Origin of the sequence: Rodentibacter haemolyticus (genome assembly GCF_015356115.1) — a bacterium.
Lineage (GTDB): Bacteria > Pseudomonadota > Gammaproteobacteria > Enterobacterales > Pasteurellaceae > Rodentibacter > Rodentibacter haemolyticus.
Window position 1 is genome coordinate 430751 of record NZ_CP063056.1, and the last position, 18263, is coordinate 449013.

General features: G+C 39.7%; 16 protein-coding genes and 1 tRNA gene. 7 read left to right on the forward strand and 10 right to left on the reverse strand.

From position 1 onward, the window contains the following. Positions 1-108: 108 nt before the first annotated feature. The 3 genes from znuA to mltA all read right to left on the reverse strand — a co-directional run bounded on the left by znuA (position 109) and on the right by mltA (position 3069). Positions 109-1071 carry a zinc ABC transporter substrate-binding protein ZnuA gene (gene znuA / locus IHV77_RS02150; RefSeq protein WP_194812525.1) on the reverse strand — a complete coding sequence of 321 codons (963 nt, stop codon included), beginning with the start codon at positions 1069-1071 and terminating at the stop codon, positions 109-111. A 121-nt stretch (positions 1072-1192) separates the two neighbouring features. After that, positions 1193-1957: a tRNA cyclic N6-threonylcarbamoyladenosine(37) synthase TcdA gene (gene tcdA, locus IHV77_RS02155; protein ID WP_194812526.1), complete on the reverse strand. Its 765-nt coding sequence runs from the start codon at positions 1955-1957 to the stop codon at positions 1193-1195. Next, complete coding sequence (gene mltA, locus IHV77_RS02160; protein WP_194812527.1) at positions 1957-3069, reverse strand: murein transglycosylase A; 1113 nt, start codon at positions 3067-3069, stop codon at positions 1957-1959. Before mltA ends, tcdA begins: the two co-directional genes overlap by 1 nt. A gap of 192 nt (positions 3070-3261) precedes the next feature. On the opposite strand from mltA, the gene IHV77_RS02165 reads away from it, so the two are divergent. Beyond that, positions 3262-3338 (forward strand) — tRNA-Met (locus tag IHV77_RS02165). A gap of 82 nt (positions 3339-3420) precedes the next feature. On the opposite strand, the gene rlmM is transcribed toward IHV77_RS02165, so the two are convergent. Both rlmM and IHV77_RS02175 read right to left on the reverse strand, forming a co-directional pair. Then, positions 3421-4509: a 23S rRNA (cytidine(2498)-2'-O)-methyltransferase RlmM gene (gene rlmM / locus IHV77_RS02170; protein WP_194812528.1), complete on the reverse strand. Its 1089-nt coding sequence runs from the start codon at positions 4507-4509 to the stop codon at positions 3421-3423. After that, positions 4502-5395: a transcriptional regulator GcvA gene (locus tag IHV77_RS02175; RefSeq protein ID WP_194813196.1), complete on the reverse strand. Its 894-nt coding sequence runs from the start codon at positions 5393-5395 to the stop codon at positions 4502-4504. The genes rlmM and IHV77_RS02175 overlap by 8 nt, the downstream gene beginning before the upstream one ends. A 474-nt stretch (positions 5396-5869) precedes the next feature. Here IHV77_RS02175 and IHV77_RS02180 point away from each other — a divergent pair, with 474 nt between their 5' ends. The 5 genes from IHV77_RS02180 to IHV77_RS02200 all read left to right on the forward strand — a co-directional run bounded on the left by IHV77_RS02180 (position 5870) and on the right by IHV77_RS02200 (position 10006). After that, positions 5870-6901, forward strand: coding sequence for a branched-chain amino acid aminotransferase (locus IHV77_RS02180; RefSeq protein ID WP_194812529.1), 1032 nt, complete (start codon positions 5870-5872; stop codon positions 6899-6901). 168 nt (positions 6902-7069) lie between these two features. Continuing rightward, the gene (locus tag IHV77_RS02185; RefSeq protein WP_194812530.1) at positions 7070-7729 is read left to right on the forward strand and encodes an amino acid ABC transporter permease; all 660 of its coding nucleotides are present in this window, start codon (positions 7070-7072) and stop codon (positions 7727-7729) included. Beyond that, entirely contained in the window at positions 7719-8387 is a 669-nt protein-coding gene (locus tag IHV77_RS02190) for an amino acid ABC transporter permease (protein WP_194812531.1), read from the forward strand. The genes IHV77_RS02185 and IHV77_RS02190 overlap by 11 nt, the downstream gene beginning before the upstream one ends. A gap of 16 nt (positions 8388-8403) precedes the next feature. Further along, positions 8404-9168 carry an amino acid ABC transporter ATP-binding protein gene (locus IHV77_RS02195; protein WP_194812532.1) on the forward strand — a complete coding sequence of 255 codons (765 nt, stop codon included), beginning with the start codon at positions 8404-8406 and terminating at the stop codon, positions 9166-9168. Then, entirely contained in the window at positions 9152-10006 is an 855-nt protein-coding gene (locus IHV77_RS02200) for a cysteine ABC transporter substrate-binding protein (RefSeq protein ID WP_194812533.1), read from the forward strand. Before IHV77_RS02195 ends, IHV77_RS02200 begins: the two co-directional genes overlap by 17 nt. 53 nt (positions 10007-10059) lie before the next feature. Here IHV77_RS02200 and IHV77_RS02205 read toward each other — a convergent pair whose 3' ends face one another. The 5 genes from IHV77_RS02205 to yfbV form a co-directional block, all read right to left on the reverse strand. Next, the gene (locus tag IHV77_RS02205; RefSeq protein ID WP_194812534.1) at positions 10060-13503 is read right to left on the reverse strand and encodes an acyl-[ACP]--phospholipid O-acyltransferase; all 3444 of its coding nucleotides are present in this window, start codon (positions 13501-13503) and stop codon (positions 10060-10062) included. Further along, on the reverse strand, positions 13500-14141 hold the full coding sequence (locus tag IHV77_RS02210; protein ID WP_194813197.1) for a MerR family transcriptional regulator: 642 nt from the start codon (positions 14139-14141) through the stop codon (positions 13500-13502). Before IHV77_RS02210 ends, IHV77_RS02205 begins: the two co-directional genes overlap by 4 nt. A gap of 125 nt (positions 14142-14266) precedes the next feature. Further along, the gene (gene purF, locus IHV77_RS02215; protein ID WP_194812535.1) at positions 14267-15784 is read right to left on the reverse strand and encodes an amidophosphoribosyltransferase; all 1518 of its coding nucleotides are present in this window, start codon (positions 15782-15784) and stop codon (positions 14267-14269) included. A gap of 10 nt (positions 15785-15794) precedes the next feature. Next, the gene (locus IHV77_RS02220; RefSeq protein WP_194812536.1) at positions 15795-16286 is read right to left on the reverse strand and encodes a CvpA family protein; all 492 of its coding nucleotides are present in this window, start codon (positions 16284-16286) and stop codon (positions 15795-15797) included. Positions 16287-16372: 86 nt separating this feature from the next. Continuing rightward, positions 16373-16816, reverse strand: a complete 444-nt coding sequence (yfbV, locus tag IHV77_RS02225; protein ID WP_194812537.1) for a terminus macrodomain insulation protein YfbV — start codon at positions 16814-16816, stop codon at positions 16373-16375. Positions 16817-17048: 232 nt separating this feature from the next. Between yfbV and IHV77_RS02230 the strand changes: the two genes are divergently transcribed. Continuing rightward, on the forward strand, positions 17049-18248 hold the full coding sequence (locus IHV77_RS02230) for an acetate kinase (protein WP_194812538.1): 1200 nt from the start codon (positions 17049-17051) through the stop codon (positions 18246-18248). Positions 18249-18263 lie beyond the last annotated feature (15 nt).

Sequence of the window (18263 nt, forward strand, 5' to 3'; positions counted from 1 at the left end):
TATAGCACAAGTTTAAATCGGCTTCAGTGAAGATAAAGTGCAACCAGCCATTCGGCGGAAATATCAATTTGCATAAAAATAGCGGGATATCCCGCTATTTCATAAATTTTATTTACTCAAACATTGTGCATAGCTGTCTGCTGTTGCCTGTAAGAAGTTTACATAGGCATTTTCGCCGAGCTGCACGCCATCACCTATCGGATCTAATCGTCCGACATTGACTTTTGTACTTTGGGCAAGGGATTCGATCACTTTTGGTGTGAATTGAGGTTCTGCAAATAAGCAGTTTACACGATGTTCCTCAATTTCTTCTTTAATGTGAGCAATAGTTTTCGCCCCCGGTGCAACCAGCGGGTTAATGGTGAAATAGCCGGTTTGTTTCAAGCCGTATGTGTCATTAAAGTAGCCGTAAGCATCGTGAAATACGAAAAACCCTTTATCCGCAAATGGTGCAAGTTGAGCCTTAATTTTATCGCTCCGGGCGTCTAAAGTGCGGTTGAAATTATCAAGATTTTTAGCGATAAGTTCTTTCTTATCAGGAAATTGTGTTGTGAGTTTATTCGCTACTTTTTGCGCGACAATTCGACTAATCGCCGGAGAATACCAAACGTGCCAGTTAGTCGTTAGCTCTTCGTGATTATCATGGTCGTGATTATGTGATTCTTTATGTTCATTCTGATGAGTATGTTTATGATTATGCTCTCCCTCTTCGTGCAAATGTTCGTGATGAGCTTTGCCAAGTAATGATTCAACACCTTCAAGATCGGCGATGGTAATCACTTTTTTACGATCAATTTGATTGATCGGTTTGTTCAAAAATGAATCCACATCTTCACCAACCCACAGCACTAAATCCGCCGATTTTACTTTTTGAATATCGGATAATTTTAAGCTGTAATCATGTGGGGAAGCACCGGGTGGAACAAGCACTTGTGTGTCGGTAACGCCATTCGCAATCGAAGAAGCAATAAAGCCGAGCGGTTTAACGGATGCCAATACATCAGCATTGGCAAACATCGGAAGGGCTAAAAGTGCGGTTGAAATTGCGCTAATTTTTAATGATATTTTCATTTTGTCTCCTTTAGTTATTAATAATAATTCTCAAATAGGCGGTAAATCCTACCTTTTTTAAAGTAAATTGCAATCATTTTATACAAAAAAAAAGCAACTTTCGTTGCCTTTATGTAACTATTTATTTTTTCAGTAATTTATCAACGACACGAGAAACCGCAAAAAAGCCAAAGGTTGCGGTTATCATTGTTGCCGCACCAAATCCGTTTGCACAATTCATCGTAGCAGAAACGGCACAACCTTCCCCCATTTTAGGAAAAATCAGCGGTTGAGTGGAAAATACCGCCTCTACGCCGAACTTACGCTGTGGGTTTTGGGTAAAATTAAAATTCTTACGCAAAACCGACCGCACTTTGGCGAGCAAAGGATCTTGAATGGTTTTGCTCAAATCAGCAATTTGAATTTGAGCAGGATCCGTTTGTCCCCCTGCGCCTCCTACGGTGATAATTTTGATTTTATTCTGTTTACAATAGGCGATCATTGCCGCTTTGGTTTTCACATTATCAATGGCATCAATCACATAATCATAACCACGACTGAGATAGTCCGCTTGATTATCCGGTGAAATAAAATCATCAATGATATTGACGATACATTCCGGATTAATCAATTTCACACGTTCTGCCATCACTTCCGTTTTGAGTTTACCGATATTGCCGCTTAATGCCGGTAGTTGGCGGTTGATATTGGTCACGCAAATATCATCCATATCAATCAATGTGATCCGCCCAATGCCGGAACGAGCCAAGGCTTCCACCACCCATGAGCCCACACCGCCAATACCAACCACACAAATATGCGCTTGGCGAAGTCGGTTCAGACCTTCAGGCGTATAAAGCCGTCCGATACCGCCGAAACGCTGTTCGTAGTTGTCAACTCTCGCCATTAATTCAGCACCCAAACGCGCCCATAATGTTTTGAAAGACCGGCAATATGCCCGGCTTGATCACCAATACCACGATATAAATCAAAGTGGTGTCCGTTTACGGCGCCTCCTACATCCAGTGCTACCATTAAATGTAATCTATGTGAGCCTTTCCACTTTCCATCATTATCAATATCCGGTACTTCAACCAACAAAACAGAGCCTGATGGGATCAAATTACGATCCGAAGCCACTGCAGCCATTGGCACTAACGGCACGCCGGCAGACCCTTTTACTTTTCCGCTCGGATCATTTTTGAAGAATACATAAGATGGATTACGCTCTAGTAAACTCTGCACTCGTGACGGATTCGCGCTTCCCCAGTCACGAATAGCTTGAATAGACATTTTTTCTTTCGGAATTTCACCGTCTTCAACAAGTAAACGCCCTACCGCTTGATATTTAAAACCGTTTTGTCCCGCATAGGCAAAATAATTCAAATTGCCATTACCGAAATCAACATAACCGCTTCCTTGGACGCCAAGTAAGAAGTTATCAAGCATTGAATCACTATAAGCAAGCTCTAAACCTTTCCCTTCCAATGCGCCCGCATAGATTTGCGCACGAGAAAAACGTTTATTTGCCGGCATCGCATAAATAGGATGTTGGAATTTCCCTTGCGGAGAACGGCGTGCATGAATGACCGGCGAATAATACCCCGTCATCAGCACGTTTTGATAACCATCAAACCCTTTCATAATTTGTGGAGAAATGCCATATTGCGCCAACTCACTCATATTCGCACCGGAAAGCACCCAATTCGTAATTTTAGAATAGTTGTTATAAAAACGATCAGAAAGTCTGCTTGAATAGTTCTTTATGTTAGAAAGTTGCGTTAAAAAATCGCCCTGATTAACAACCGCACTTTGGTTTTCTACGAAAGAAACGGGAGATAAAATACTTTGTTGATAGCTACGCCCGCCATATTTTGCACCAAATTTTTGGGGATCATCGCCTGTTGGAGTAAGAATAGATGAACCGGCTTTGTTCGACGAAGTGCCACAAGCAGCCAAAATTGAAGTCGCCGCTAAAACCAAAAACATTTTGAAACCGAGATTATTACAAAATTTCATTCCTTTATTCCTAAATAAAATGAAGAGTTACAAAAGCGCATACGCTATCAAAAAATACTCAAAACCTCTAGCATTATTTCCTTATAACGTTTAATTTATGTGCGTTTTGTTCATTTTGTTGACAAATGAAAAGCAAAATTTTGTTTAATACTTGCAAAATTTTTTTAAGCAGGTATATTGTGCGCCATCAGACGCGGGGTGGAGCAGCTTGGTAGCTCGTCGGGCTCATAACCCGAAGGCCGTCGGTTCAAATCCGGCCCCCGCAACCAAATTCTAAAGCATCGATTCTTATCGGTGCTTTTTCTTTATCCGGCATATTAAGCATTTCCCTTAGTGGAAAATGCTTTTTTCTTATTTAATTGAAATATGTACGGTAATTTCTTCTCTATCGTGATACAGCTGTTTCGCTTGAATATCAAAACGAAGATTATTTTTCGCTAATTTATCCGATAACATATCCAAACATTGCATAACCTCTTGATAACGTTTTTTCATCGGCAATTTTAAATTAAAAATCGTCTCTCGACACCAGCCGTTGATTAGCCATTTTCCTATTAAATTGGCAATTCGGTTCGGCTGTTCCACCATATCACACACAAGCCAATCAATGCGTTTTCGCTTTGGCGGCTGAAATTTAAATCCGTCTTCCGCACAATGTTCAATTCGCCCGGTATCATGCAGGCTTGCAGCCATTTTGCCATGATCCACCGCATACACAAACAAGCCTCGTTTAACCAATTGATAAGTCCAGCCGCCGGGACAGGCACCAAGATCAACCGCCGTCATATTTTCATTTAGGCGTTTACTTTCATCTTTACGCGGAATAAAAGTTAAAATCGCTTCTTCTAATTTAAGCGTAGAACGGCTTGGTGCTTCCGATGGGAACTTCAAACGGGGAATGCCCATAAAATGTTCGGAATGATTATGCGTGTAAGAATAGCCGACATAGCAACAGTTCGGTTTCACAAAAAAACAATGTAAAAATTGACCGCACTTTTGTGTCGATTTTGCGGCAAGCCAGCCCTGCTTTTTCAGCGTTTGACGCAAAGGTACGGTTAATTTTCGACAAAATGTGGAAAGCGATTTTGATTCGTTGGTATCTGCCGTTTCAACAAAAAGTTCGGTGGATTGTTTAAAATCCACTTGGTGCGATAACTGTTCAAACGCAGCAATAATCGGGCTAATTCGATCCGTTGGATCTAAATTTTCCAATAAATCGGATACTACCAGCATTTGACGGGCAAAGATCAGTCGGTTAAAAGGAATTTTGCGCGCGAGGCGATCCGCTTCATCGGGTTGATAGCATTCAAAAATCACATAACCTGAATTTTCTTGTACTCTTGCAAAACCAAATATGCCTAACGCTGCCGCACGATCGGTAATTTCAGCTGCAACTTCTTTTTCAAATCCTAAACGACAATATAGCGCTAATTTATTCATTTTCTTCTTTTTTTATTGCCGTAATAATCCAACGGCGAAATGCTTGAATTTGTTCATCATCAAGGCGATCAAGTTGATTCACCACATAAAAAGATTTTGGATCCGGTAAATCCGTTTCCAACACAATTTGTAATGCGCCCTGCTCAATCTCTTGTAGCGCAAGTAAACGATTGGCAAGAACAATACCTTGCCCGTGAATTGCCGCCTGTAATGCCATAAAAGTATGGCTAAATAATGGACCTTGCTGAATATTTAATTCATCCAATGCCAGATAATCCGCCATTGTACGCCAATTATCACGGGTATGGGTATGAATCAGTATATGATGTTTTAAATCCTCTTTGCTGCGAATCGGATTCTTAGCCAATAATTCCGGCGAAGCCAAAATCAGCAAACTTTCTTTTCCCAAGCGATCAACCTGCAAATTTTGCCAATCTCCTTTGCCATAATAAATAGCAAGATCAATCTCCTTATTCAGCAATCCCTCATCTTGATCAACCCCTTTTAGGCGCACTTCAACCTCGGGGTGAAGCCGATTAAACTCACTCAAATGAGGAACAAGCCACTGAATACCAAAAGTTTGCGGTACGCTAATGGCTAAATGCGGATCGTTTTTTAACGTTAATAATCGATCTGTCGCTTCGTTTAATTTACGCAGAATTTTATTAATATCTGCGAAGTAGATTTTGCCGAACTCCGTTAATTCTAAAGAACGATTTTTACGTTTAAATAATTCTACGCTTAAAAAATCTTCTAATAATTTAATTTGGTGACTCACTGCTGCCTGTGTAACAAAAAGCTCATCAGCCGCTTTTGTGAAGCTTAAATGTCGTGCGGCAGATTCAAAAGATTTCAGTGAATTCAAGGGAGGCAAACGTTTATACATAATTCTTCCCAAATGTAATTTTTTCATCTATAATACATAGGATTTCATTCGGATTAGTTTTTCTAATCTGTCAAATAAGAAAACATCATTTGTTCTTGTTTTCTCTACTCCCTATAATGCCCTCATACTTAACTGTTGGTAATTCCTTACTAGTTAATGAGTTTCGGACTTAAGTATGATGTTGTGTTTGCATATAGTTCGGGAAACCGAACTTGAGTAACAATAAGTTACTCGTTTACTTCCTGTATATTTAGACCTTTTTGGTTAAACGCTGCTCTTTTTGGGCAGCGTTTTTTTTTGGCTTGATCTTAACACATCCTCTTTTTCTTTTCCGCTTTAACTTTCAAAACTTTTGAATAACTGCTGTTTTTTTAGGAAATCACAAAAAATTTCCTCTTTAAGGTTTTAATGCTTCAAATAATGGTGTAGATTAAATCTAATTTTTATAGAACATTGTATTTAAAAGGAAGCAAGATGAAAGATTTAGATTGGAATAACCTCGGTTTTAGTTATATAAAAACAGACTATCGTTTTATCGCCCATTGGAAAGAAGGCAAATGGGATGAAGGCAAGCTCACTACTGACAACACTCTGCATATTCACGAAGGCTCAACCGCCCTTCATTATGGGCAACAATGTTTTGAAGGTTTAAAAGCCTATCGCTGTAAAGATGGTTCTATCAACTTATTCCGTCCGGATCAAAATGCCAAACGTATGCAACGTACTTCTGATCGTCTTTTAATGCCACAAGTGCCTACCGAATTATTCATACGCGCTTGTAAGGAAGTGGTAAAAGCCAACGAAGAATGGTTAGGGCCCTATGGCTCCGGCGCGACCTTATATTTACGTCCGTTCTTAATCGGTGTCGGTGAAAATATCGGGGTCAAAACCGCACCTGAATTTATTTTCTCAGTATTTTGTTGTCCGGTTGGTGCTTATTTCAAAGGCGGACTTGCCCCTTCTAACTTTATTACAACCGAATACGACCGCGCAGCACCAATGGGAACAGGTGGCGTAAAAGTAGGCGGTAACTATGCGGCAAGTCTTCTTCCGCACGAATTAGCCGCAGAACAAGGCACGCCGGAACGTAAATTTGCCGATGCCATTTACCTTGATCCGAAAACCCATACTAAAATTGAAGAAGTGGGTGCCGCAAATTTCTTCGGTATCACCAAAGATAACAAATTTATCACACCGGCATCCGAATCTATTTTACCAAGTATCACAAAATACTCTTTACTTCATATTGCCAAAACACGTTTAGGAATGGAAGCGATTGAGGGAGACGTATATATCGATCAGCTCGATCAATTTGCAGAAGCCGGCGCATGCGGTACTGCGGCAGTCATCACTCCGGTTGGAGGTATTCAGCACAAAGGCAACTTCCACGTGTTTTATTCCGAAACCGAAGTAGGCCCGATCACCCGCAGACTTTATAATGAACTAACCGGTATTCAATTCGGTGATATTGCCCCCCCGGAAGGTTGGATTGTTAAAGTAGAATAATTTTTAAGTACTAAAAAGTGCGGTTAAAATTGACCGCACTTTTTTCTTTCCCCTTTTAAATTCATTTATTCCATTTCATTATAAATAATTCATTTCAATTCTTTCCCGATACGAAAAATTTTCCCTACTATTAGTGATACGAAAACGATTACTTCAACAAATAACACAATGAATTGGGATTACATCGTTGCTGCATTACCACGTTTTTTTGAGGCAACACTAATGACACTTGCCCTCTCTTTTTGGGGAATTTTGCTATCGCTTATTATTGGCATAATCTGTGCCGTGGTTACGACCTACAAAGTAAAATCACTAAATTGGCCGGTGAAAAGTTATATTGAGCTTTCACGCAATACTCCATTGCTGATCCAAGTCTTTTTCCTTTATTTCGGTCTTTCCAAAATCGGCATCAAATTAGACGGCTTTACCTGCGGTATTATCGGATTGGGTTTTCTCGGCGGAAGTTATATGTCGGAAGCTATTCGCGGCGGATTAGAAGCGGTATCGAAAGGTCAGATTGAATCAGCACTCAGCCTCGGTTTAACGCCATTTCAAGCATTTCGTTATATCATTTTTCCACAGGCTTTTGCCATTGCCATACCTGCTATTGGGGCGAATTGTTTATTTTTAATAAAAGAAACCTCCATTATCAGTGCGATTGCAGTGGCTGAGTTAATGTTTATGGCAAAAGAAATCATTGGTATGGACTACAAAACAAATGAAGCTCTCTTTTTATTAATGGTCTTTTATCTGATTATTTTATTGCCAATCTCAATTTTCATTCGTTATTTAGAAGTACATACGCGGAGAGCAAAATATGGGGCTTGAACTACTCTTCCAAGGCAATAATTTAACGCGCTTATTCAATGGATTATGGATTACCGCAGAAATCGCATTTATCTCGGTTTTCTTCGCCTGCATTCTAGGTATATTTTTGGGTATCGTGATGACATCAAAAAAGCGCAGCACAAGCGCAGTGTGCCGCTTTTATTTGGAATTTGTACGCATTATGCCCCTACTGGTTCTACTCTTTATTGCTTATTTCGGTTTCGCAAAATGGTTCGATGTTCATTTGGATAATGTTACCGTCTGCATTGTTGTGTTTATCTTTTGGGGAACGGCGGAAATGGGCGATCTTGTACGCGGCGCATTAACGTCTATTGAAAAACACCAAATCGAATCAGCTTATGCGTTAGGGCTTACCCCGTTTCAAACATTCATTTACATTCTGTTACCGCAAAGTTTAAAACGCATCACGCCAAGCACCATTAACTTATTTACTCGTATGGTAAAAACGAGTTCGCTTGCAATGTTAATCGGCGTAGTCGAAGTGATTAAAGTCGGTCAGCAAATTATCGAACATTCGCTTTTTAGCAATCAATCGGCAGCATTATGGGTTTATGGCATCATTTTCTTTCTCTATTTTATGATTTGCTACCCGCTTTCGTTATTTTCCCGTTATCTGGAAACACGTTGGGAAAGTTAAAAATAAGGAATTTCAAATGTCATTATTAGAAATAAAAAATCTCGTTAAAAACTATGGCGATATAGAAGCCTTAAAAGGTATTAATCTATCCGTAGAGAAGGGTGAAGTTGTCGTGATTTTAGGGCCTTCAGGCTGTGGAAAAAGCACGTTACTTCGCACCATAAACGGCTTAGAACCCATAAAGAGCGGTCAATTATTATTACAAAATGTCGGTGAACTCGGAAAAGATATTTCATGGATAAAAGCACGTCAACACATTGGTATGGTTTTTCAAAGTTATGAATTATTCGCTCATTTATCCGTCATTGACAACATTTTACTCGGTCCGCTAAAAGTGCAAAAACGTGACCGTGCCGAAGCCGAAAAACAAGCGGATGAACTCTTAAAACGGGTAGGGTTGCTTGATCGGAAAAATGCTTACCCACGAGAACTTTCAGGAGGGCAAAAACAGCGTATCGCTATCGTTCGCACGCTTTGTATGAATCCTGAAATTATTTTGTTTGATGAAGTTACCGCCGCACTCGATCCTGAAATGGTACGTGAAGTATTAGACGTTATCCTTGGGCTTGCTAAAGAAGGAATGACAATGCTTATCGTCACCCATGAAATGAGTTTTGCCCGCCAAGTGGCGAATCGCATTGTATTTATGGATAAAAGGCAAATTATCGAACAGTCAAAACCGGAAGATTTCTTCACGAATCCAACCACAGATCGTGCGAAAACTTTCTTAAATATCCTAAATTACGAACCGAGAGGTACAAACTATGAAGAAAACATTTAAAAATTTAACCGCACTTTTAACAACCGCAGTTCTAGCTCTCAGCCTTGCAGCCTGTGATAACAAAGAGCAAAACCAAGCATCACAACAAACTTCTACCATTGAACAACTAAAACAAGCCGGTAAAGTGCGTATCGGCGTGTTCAGTGATAAACCGCCGTTCGGCTACGTGGATGCACAAGGTAAAAGCCAGGGTTTTGATGTGGAAATCGGTAAAGCGATCACTAAAGATCTTTTAGGTGATGAAAATAAAGTAGAATTTGTTTTGGTAGATGCGGCAAATCGCACGGAATATTTACTTTCCAAAAAAGTGGATATTATTCTAGCAAATTTCACTGTAACACCGGCTCGCAAAGAAGTAGTTGATTTCGCCAATCCTTATATGAAAGTTGCGCTTGGTGTCGTTTCCCAAAATGGTTCGGTCATCACTGATCTTGAACAATTAAAAGATAAAACCTTAATTGTAGATAAAGGTACGACTGCGGATATTTTCTTCACCAAAAACTATCCGAATATCAAATTATTGAAGTTTGAACAAAATACCGAAACCTTTGAAGCCTTGCGTGATGGCAGAGGGGATGCCCTTTCTAATGACAACACTTTCCTATTTGCTTGGGCTAAACAAAATCCGGGCTATACGGTGGGCATTAAAAACTTTGGCGATCAAGATGTGATTGCACCTGCTGTTCGCAAAGATGCGCCGGATTTACTTAACTGGTTAAATACCGAAATTGAAAAACTTTCAAAAGAAGGGGTATTGAAACAGGCTTATGAAAAAACCTTGCTGCCTGTTTATGGCGATAGTGTGAGCGAAAGTGATATTTTAGTAGAATATAAATAATTTCATGAAAAAATTAAGGGCAAGTGAAAACTTGCCCTTTTTTAATGAGAACCTTAAATCAGCGTCTCTGCTAATTTTTTGGCGCCTTTGAAATCCACTTTTCCACTCCCAAGTAGTGGAATTTCATCCACCAAGAACACTTGGCTTGGAAGCATAATGGGCGGCACGTTTAGGGATTTAATAAGAGCGTTGATTTTCTCAAGACTCAGTGCAGATTTCACAAGCAAGACGATACTTTCACCTTTTTTCTCATCATTCACCGCAACGGCTACAAACTGATGTTCATCATTTAACACTTGTGCAATATTTTCTTCCACACTACCAAGGCTTATCATTTCCCCTCCGATTTTGGCAAAACGAGAGTAACGATCCACAATGGTGATAAAACCGTTTTCATCAATATGGCCTTTATCACCCGTTTTGTAATAACGCACGCCATCAATTTCGGTAATCACATCATCTGTTTTGGCTTGATCATTCAAGTAACCTTTCATCACTTGCCCGCCACCAATCAAAATTAAGCCGTCTTCACCTACATTCAATTCTTCTAAGCTATTCGGATCGACAATTTTAATGATCGTGCCAGGTAATGGCATACCCACTGATCCTGCTTTATTAAAAGTAAATTCTTTCAAACTGTCCGGATCTAAAATATTCGGCATATTCACACTCGCCACCGGTGCCGTTTCCGTTGCCCCATAGCCTTCGTAAATTTCTAAACCAAATTTCAAACGAAAGGCTTCTTTTACATCGTTTTTCAATTTTTCCGCACCGGCAATTACCATACGTACGCTTTGTAGCATCAATGGATGTAACTTTTTATTGCGGACATATAAACGGAAGAAGGTTGAAGTTCCAAATATAATACTCACATTGTGACGGGCGCACATTTTCCCCACTTCCGCCCCATCAGTCGGATCCGTCACACTCACGATTTTAATCCCCTCACAAAGCGGCATTAGCGTTGTTACCGTCAAGCCAAAGGAGTGAAAAATCGGCAATGAATTTAAAATCACGTCATCTTCTTGGAAATTGAGCAATTCACTCACTTGTTTAATATTCGTGAGTAAATTTTTATGGCTCAATTCAATGCCTTTCGGTTCTCCTTCACTTCCGCTACTGAATAAAATCGTTGCGGTATCATTTAAACGAACATCTGCAAAATACATCAATTTAATCCACCAACTCGGAGCAAAAAACGCCGTTAAAAATGACCGCACTTTGTCGCCTTTGGTTAAAGCTTTAGTGAGTTCTTCCACCAAAACCGTTTTCCCTGCAAGCACCTCATCAAAAGCAAAACCTTTGGCATTCAGTTTGTTCAAGAATTTTTCTGCGGTAATTACCTGATTAATATTTGCTTTTGCAAGGGCTTTCGCCATCACTTCCGGGCTTAAGGTGTAATTTAAATTTACCGGTATTTTACCCATCATCATTAACATCATATTCACGATAGCGCCCACGGCAGAGCTTGGTAACAATACGCCTACGTTTTTCTCATCTCCCAACACCTGTTTAAATTGCTTGCTAAACATCAGCACCGCTGCAATAAATTTCAAGTTATTGAGGCTCATACCTTGTCCGTCAACAATACAATCTTTAAATAAGTTAGATTTCGCATTGTTTAACCAGTGATGCATTAACGGTTTCCGTTTTTCCATCACTTTTTCCCAAACGGAGAATGAAAGTTCCAACACTTTTTGTTTCATTGCTGCGGCATCAATAAATCCCTGAATCGGTTTACCGAATGCAACTAGAATTTCACGCTTACCTTGCCTTTTCGTGAGATTTTTATAGAAACTGTCGGCACGTGAGAAACTACTTCCCCATAAACCACGCAAGTAAAAAGGGACGGTCGTTACGTTATCTAAATCTTTTAATACGTGTTCAAACCCTTTCTTAAATTCATTAATCTGACCGTTATAACTAATATGTCCTTCAGGAAATAACGCAACCACTTCCCCGCGAGCTAAATATTCCCGAATCCTGTCAATAGACTCACGGCTTGAACCGGCACCGATAGGAATCACACGGAAAATACGCAAAAACCAAGTGAGATACCATTTGTTATAAATCGGACGGAACATCACAAATTTAATCGCACGTGGGCTGGCTGCTTGTAATACCATCCAATCAATCCAGCTAATGTGATTACCCAGCATCAATACACCACCGCTTTGCGGCAGATTTTTTAAGCCGTCCACATGAAAACGATAGTTGGTTTTAAGCAAAGGTAACAGCAATAAACGCACAAATAAATGCGGGAGTTGCCACATTGCATAGAAACTTCCAAGTAAACAAACAATTGAGATTGTCAGAAAAATTGCGGTTGTCGAAAGATTAAGCTGCACAAATGCAATGCTTAAACACAAAAAAATCACCATAAAAATATTTTGGATAAAATTATTACCCGCCATAATTTTTCCGCTGATTTTCTCAGGTACAAAATATTGGATCGTTGCATTTAACGGTACGATGAATAACCCGCCAAAAAAGCCAAATCCGAATGAACACAATACCAAAGAAAAATTTGTCGTGACTAAAGTTAAGCCAAATAATGAAATAAAGATCCCTAACGCACCTACAGGCACAATGCCGAGTTCAATATGTAAACGAGAAACCCGCCCTGCAAGATAAGAACCTACAATCAACCCTAGACCGCTTACCGCAAGAATTGCCTGAATGATCACCGCGTTATCCGCTTGGAATAAAGCCTTATAATGTGCCGGGAATGCCGCTACAATCACTTGTGAAACGCCCCAAAACAGGCTTAAACCAATAATGCTTAACCAAATATTTTTATCATTACGCAAAATATGGAAATTGTCTTTTAAATAGCTGAAAGAAAGGTACTTTTTCATTGAAAAAGATTCAGCTTCTTCCGTTTCTTGTGGAAAGTAAGGAATTTTGAAGGCAAAAAACGCTTCGAGTAAACTAAACCCAACCAAAGCTAAACCAATCGGCCATACGCTTTGCAATACCCTATTCGGATCGACTGACGGTACATAATAACCTTCAAAGAAAATCGAGAAAGCAAAAGAACTAAATAAAATAGCGACAATCGTTAAGGCTTGGATAACACCATTGGCAAAACCGATATTTTCCGTACCGACAATCGATTTAATAATGCTATATTTAGCCGGAGAATAAACCGCACTTTGTGCCGCTAAAATCAGTGTGAGCGCAAAGGCAAGGTAAAATTGCCCTATTAGGTAACTAAATAAAATCGCAACCGAAATCCCTATGGCTGCCAAACTACTCCAACGAATGATTCGAGTTCGGCGAAATTTATCGTTAATAAATGCCGAAGGTGAAAAAAGAAAAATAAACGGTAATAAAATCATTGCATTGATTAGTGCCGTGAGTATCACCAAAGCATTGCCTTCAAAGCTTTTCAAAAGCACGTTTTGAATAGTAATTTTATGGGCTAAATCTACGCTCGCATTTAAAAATGCAATCGCTAAATAGGGTAAAAAACCTGCGTATTTCAAGCGTTTCATTTTGCGTTCTCCATTTGATAAACCTTTAATGTTTGCATATTTAAGACGTAAGGTTTCAGCACCAGTAACAAATCAAAAAGGTGTTTTAAGGTTTCATCTTTCCGATCACTTTCTTTTAATGCGGATAAAGTCAACGCCACCTCTTTTTGCGCCAGCGTTTTTGCTGTTTGTAGATAGTTTCTCACCATTTCACGCTCTGTTTTATTACAACGACAAAGAATTGCTAAAATATCCCGTTCTTTTGCTGTAAAAATCCCGTCTCTTGGATTGATCAATCCTTCCTCAACCATTGTTTGCAGCTCTGTTTCAGAAATAGAAAATTCTTGGCAAAGTGATTCGGACGAAAAGGTTTCATTTTCTGCGCTCATAATAATCCCAATCGATGAAATCAAACTTTCATAGGGTTTTTGCCAATCAAAATCAGGTTGAGAGAATAGTTGTTTAATTTGGGAAATGCTCGCATTAAAGTTGGTTTGCAAATATTTAATAAATGCCAACAAACTTACACAGCAATCATCATAGAGATGGAAATTCGGTTTATCTTTTAAAGGCTCAGGCAATAATCCTTCCTTCACATAGTACAACACGGTAGATTTTGGTGTTTGGGTCAATTTCACCAAGTCGTTCATTTTTAACATAAGCATCCGCCCTCTTTAAATTAAGATGAGCATATTTTACATTTCAAAAACAAAAAGTAAATAGTATTGCTTTACAGTTTTTACACCATAGATAAAAAAACGGTCAAATTTGACCGCTCTTAGTGTTATCTTTCGTTATGAATTTCCAAATTCGTTGAATCCTTTTCACGCTTTTTCTTTGCCGAATCATTACGTTGAAAAGCAATGTTATCAAGATATTCCGGTGTAATATCGCCTGTAATATATTCCCCTGTGAAAACGGAGCAATCAAAGCCTTGAATAGTCGGGTTTTCTTGCTGCACCGATTCGGTGAGCGCACTGAGATCTTGGAAAATAAGTTTATCTACGCCAATTAATTTAGCAATTTCATTCACATTTCGACCATGAGCAATGAGTTCATTCTTCGTTGGCATATCAATTCCGTATACATTCGGATAACGAATCTCCGGTGCGGCTGAGGCAAAATAAATTTTCTTCGCCCCGGCAGCTCGTGCCATTTCTACAATTTGTTCTGAAGTCGTGCCTCGTACGATAGAATCGTCCACCAGCAAGACATTTTTACCTTTAAATTCGGCTCTAATGGTATTCAATTTGCGGCGAACGGAACTAATACGCTGTGCTTGCCCCGGCATAATGAAGGTTCGTCCCACATAACGATTTTTAACAAAGCCTTGGCGATAAGGTTTGTTAAGCACACTGGCGATTTGCAATGCAATATCCGTTGAGGTTTCCGGTACGGGAATAACAACATCAATGTTATCCAATTCATCTTGCCATTCGCGGGCGATTTTTTGCCCTAAACGCTCTCCCATATGAACCCGTGCCGCATAAACGGAAACGCCGTCCATAATGGAATCCGGACGGGCAAAATAGACGTATTCAAAAATACAAGGATTTAAGACCGCACTTTCTGCACATTGCTGCGCATAAAGTTTGCCGTCAAATGTTACATAAACGGCTTCTCCCGGTGCGACATCTCTTACGAAATCAAAACCTGCAACATCCAACGCCACCGTTTCGGAAGCAAACATATAATCGGTTTTGCCGTTTTCATCACGTTTACCCAATACGAGAGGACGTATACCGAACGGATCCCGAAATGCGACCATACCATGCCCGATAATCATTGCCAAACAGGCATACGCACCACGCACATCTTTATGGGTTTTGCTTACGGCATAGAAAATATCTTGAGGATCAAGATGATCTTGTGGAATGTTATCCAGGTGATTAGCAAAAATGTTTAACAGTAATTCGGAATCTGAATTGGTGTTGACGTGGCGTCGTGCGGTTTTAAACATTTTTTCCTTTAATTCAGCGGAATTGGTTAAGTTACCGTTATGCACCAAAGTAACCCCGTAAGGCGAATTTACATAAAAAGGTTGCGCTTCCGATACGCTTGAACTGCCTGCGGTGGGATAACGTACGTGCCCCATTCCCGCATTACCTTGTAAACGCAACATATGTTCTTGTCTAAAAATATCACTCACTAAACCATTGGCTTTCCGCAAGCGAAAACGATTTTCGTCATCCACAGTGACAATTCCTGCGGCATCCTGCCCTCGATGTTGTAATAACGTTAATGCTGCATAAATAGATTCATTAACCGGACTTTGGCTAACTATGCCGACAATACCACACATTTCATGATCCTTATTGATTAAGTGTTGAATTTAAGAAACTGGAACTCTCTTGAAGCTGTTGGAAAAACCATTCGATGATAAAGCCGAAGTGTGGAATCAATTTTGACGTTTTCCACCAATCGGATTGTTCAAAATTCGTAAAGGTATCCAAGAAAAATAAGATTGCGGCAACAATTAATACACCGCGCAATAAACCGAATGCCGCACCCAATACACGATCAGTGCCGCTTAACCCTGTTTTATCTACTAATTGGGCGATAACAAAGTTCACGATCCCCCCCACAATAAGTGTGAGAATAAACAAAATACCAATTGCCGTGCCGTTACGCACATATAGGGAGTCAATTTGAGTTAAATAAGTCGCAAGATAAGGATAAAATTGACTTGCCACGATAAAGGCGACAACCCAGCTGGCAAGTGATAGCACTTCGCGTACAAAGCCACGTAACAAACTGACAAGAATAGAAAAAGCGATAATGCCAATAATAATGTAATCGATCATTAAAAAATCTCTCAATAAAAAAGAGCCGCATAAAGCAGCCGGGGTATTCTACAAAAATAAAGCAAAAAAGAAAACGTTTGCGTAAACTAAATTTCTTGCCAGAATGTGCGATCCAATCGCAGCTCCGCTTTCTTCAATACTTCCGCTAAATGTTGATATGTCGGTTTACCCTGTACGATTGGTAAGGGTTCATGAATTTCTTTTAGATATTCGCAAATATCGTAAAACCAAGCCTCACTTTGTACTCCTAAAGGCGATATTGCCCGCCTCCCCAGCCAATATAGACCTTGAAAAGGAATAAGCAAGGCAAAAAGTGCGGTCAAAACCGCAATAGAAAATGCCACCACATCCTGCTTTGCATAAAGTTGCTGCCACACCACGGCAAATACCGCAATTAACGGCATCGCTTTTTGTGCAAAGCGTGTAACCTTTATAATTCGATTTTCAGGAAAAATCATCCCTAACTTCAACGCTTTCGGCCAAGTATCAAGATAAATTTGACCTTTTTTAAAAATAGAAAAAACAGACATAAAATGCTCCCAAAAAAACCGCGCTTATCATACTCTTGTTCATCAAAAGTTTCTATCTCATTAAATTGACTAAAATTTATCCTCTTTTAATTGTGGTTTGATTTTTCTTTAACAAGTGAATTTATTTTATCGCGTAAAAGGTGTATTCTATGCCTCACTTATTCAGTTTGTTCGCCGAGTTCATTAACTGCGAACGAATTTCTATTAACTTTAATCTTACAATAGGTTTCTTATGTCAAAACTTGTTCTTATCCTTAACTGTGGTAGCTCATCACTAAAATTCTCAATCCTTGATCCTATTTCAGGCGATGAAAAATTATCGGGTTTAGCCGAAGCGTTCTATTTGCCGGAAGCCCGTATTAAATGGAAATTGCACGGCGAAAAAGGACAAGCTGACTTAGGTGCGGGTGCTGCTCACACAGAAGCATTAAACTTCATTGTTGAAAATATTTTTACTAAAGATCCTGAATTACAAAATAGTATTTCTGCTATTGGTCATCGTGTTGTTCACGGCGGTGAAAAATTCACAAAATCAGTGCTTATCACCGATGAAGTCTTAAAAGGAATTGAAGATGCAATTCAATTTGCCCCGTTACACAACCCTGCTCACTTAATCGGTATTCGCGAAGCATTCAAATTATTCCCGGCGTTAAAAGATAAAAATGTTGCTGTATTTGATACCGCTTTCCATCAAACAATGCCTGAAGAAGCTTTCTTATACGCGTTGCCGTATTCGCTTTATAAAGAACATGGCGTTCGTCGCTATGGCGCACACGGAACCAGCCATTATTATGTAAGCCGTGAAGCGGCAAAACGCTTAAACATAGCGGAAGATAAAGTAAATGTGATTACTTGTCATTTAGGTAACGGCGGTTCTATTTCTGCGATTCGCCATGGTGAATGTATTGATACGTCAATGGGTTTAACTCCGTTAGAAGGTTTGGTTATGGGTACGCGTTCCGGTGATATCGACCCGGCAATTATGTTCTATATGCATAAAACTTTAGGTATGTCCGTAGATGAAATCGAAACTACATTAACCAAAAAATCCGGTCTTTTAGGCTTGACTGAAGTGACCAGTGACTGCCGTTATGCGGAAGACAACTACGATACAGAAGTACCGGCAAAACGTGCCTTAGACGTATATTGCTACCGTTTGGCAAAATACATCGGTTCTTATATGGCGGTTATCGGTGAACGTTTAGATGCTATCGTATTTACCGGCGGTATCGGTGAAAACTCTGCACATGTGCGTGAGATCACATTAAATCACTTAAAACTTTTCGGTTATCAAATTGATGAAGAGCGCAATCTTGCCGCACGTTTCGGTAATGAAGGCGTCATCACTAAAGAGGGTTCTCCGATTGCAATGGTACTCCCAACCAACGAAGAATTAGTGATCGCACAAGATACAGCGAAACTTTGTTTCTAATTTCATAAACAAACT

Excerpts from the sequence above, each read along its gene's own strand:
- IHV77_RS02195 (WP_194812532.1), top strand. The coding sequence starts at position 8,404 with ATGTCATTATTAGAAATAAAAAATCTCGTTAAAAACTATGGCGATATA.
- IHV77_RS02230 (WP_194812538.1), top strand. The coding sequence starts at position 17,049 with ATGTCAAAACTTGTTCTTATCCTTAACTGTGGTAGCTCATCACTAAAA.
- yfbV (WP_194812537.1), bottom strand. The coding sequence starts at position 16,816 with ATGTCTGTTTTTTCTATTTTTAAAAAAGGTCAAATTTATCTTGATACT.
- IHV77_RS02210 (WP_194813197.1), bottom strand. The coding sequence starts at position 14,141 with ATGTTAAAAATGAACGACTTGGTGAAATTGACCCAAACACCAAAATCT.
- IHV77_RS02175 (WP_194813196.1), bottom strand. The coding sequence starts at position 5,395 with ATGTATAAACGTTTGCCTCCCTTGAATTCACTGAAATCTTTTGAATCT.
- znuA (WP_194812525.1), bottom strand. The coding sequence starts at position 1,071 with ATGAAAATATCATTAAAAATTAGCGCAATTTCAACCGCACTTTTAGCC.
- IHV77_RS02180 (WP_194812529.1), top strand. The coding sequence starts at position 5,870 with ATGAAAGATTTAGATTGGAATAACCTCGGTTTTAGTTATATAAAAACA.
- IHV77_RS02185 (WP_194812530.1), top strand. The coding sequence starts at position 7,070 with ATGAATTGGGATTACATCGTTGCTGCATTACCACGTTTTTTTGAGGCA.
- IHV77_RS02205 (WP_194812534.1), bottom strand. The coding sequence starts at position 13,503 with ATGAAACGCTTGAAATACGCAGGTTTTTTACCCTATTTAGCGATTGCA.
- IHV77_RS02220 (WP_194812536.1), bottom strand. The coding sequence starts at position 16,286 with ATGATCGATTACATTATTATTGGCATTATCGCTTTTTCTATTCTTGTC.
- tcdA (WP_194812526.1), bottom strand. The coding sequence starts at position 1,957 with ATGGCGAGAGTTGACAACTACGAACAGCGTTTCGGCGGTATCGGACGG.
- purF (WP_194812535.1), bottom strand. The coding sequence starts at position 15,784 with ATGTGTGGTATTGTCGGCATAGTTAGCCAAAGTCCGGTTAATGAATCT.
- IHV77_RS02190 (WP_194812531.1), top strand. The coding sequence starts at position 7,719 with ATGGGGCTTGAACTACTCTTCCAAGGCAATAATTTAACGCGCTTATTC.
- rlmM (WP_194812528.1), bottom strand. The coding sequence starts at position 4,509 with ATGAATAAATTAGCGCTATATTGTCGTTTAGGATTTGAAAAAGAAGTT.
- mltA (WP_194812527.1), bottom strand. The coding sequence starts at position 3,069 with ATGAAATTTTGTAATAATCTCGGTTTCAAAATGTTTTTGGTTTTAGCG.
- IHV77_RS02200 (WP_194812533.1), top strand. The coding sequence starts at position 9,152 with ATGAAGAAAACATTTAAAAATTTAACCGCACTTTTAACAACCGCAGTT.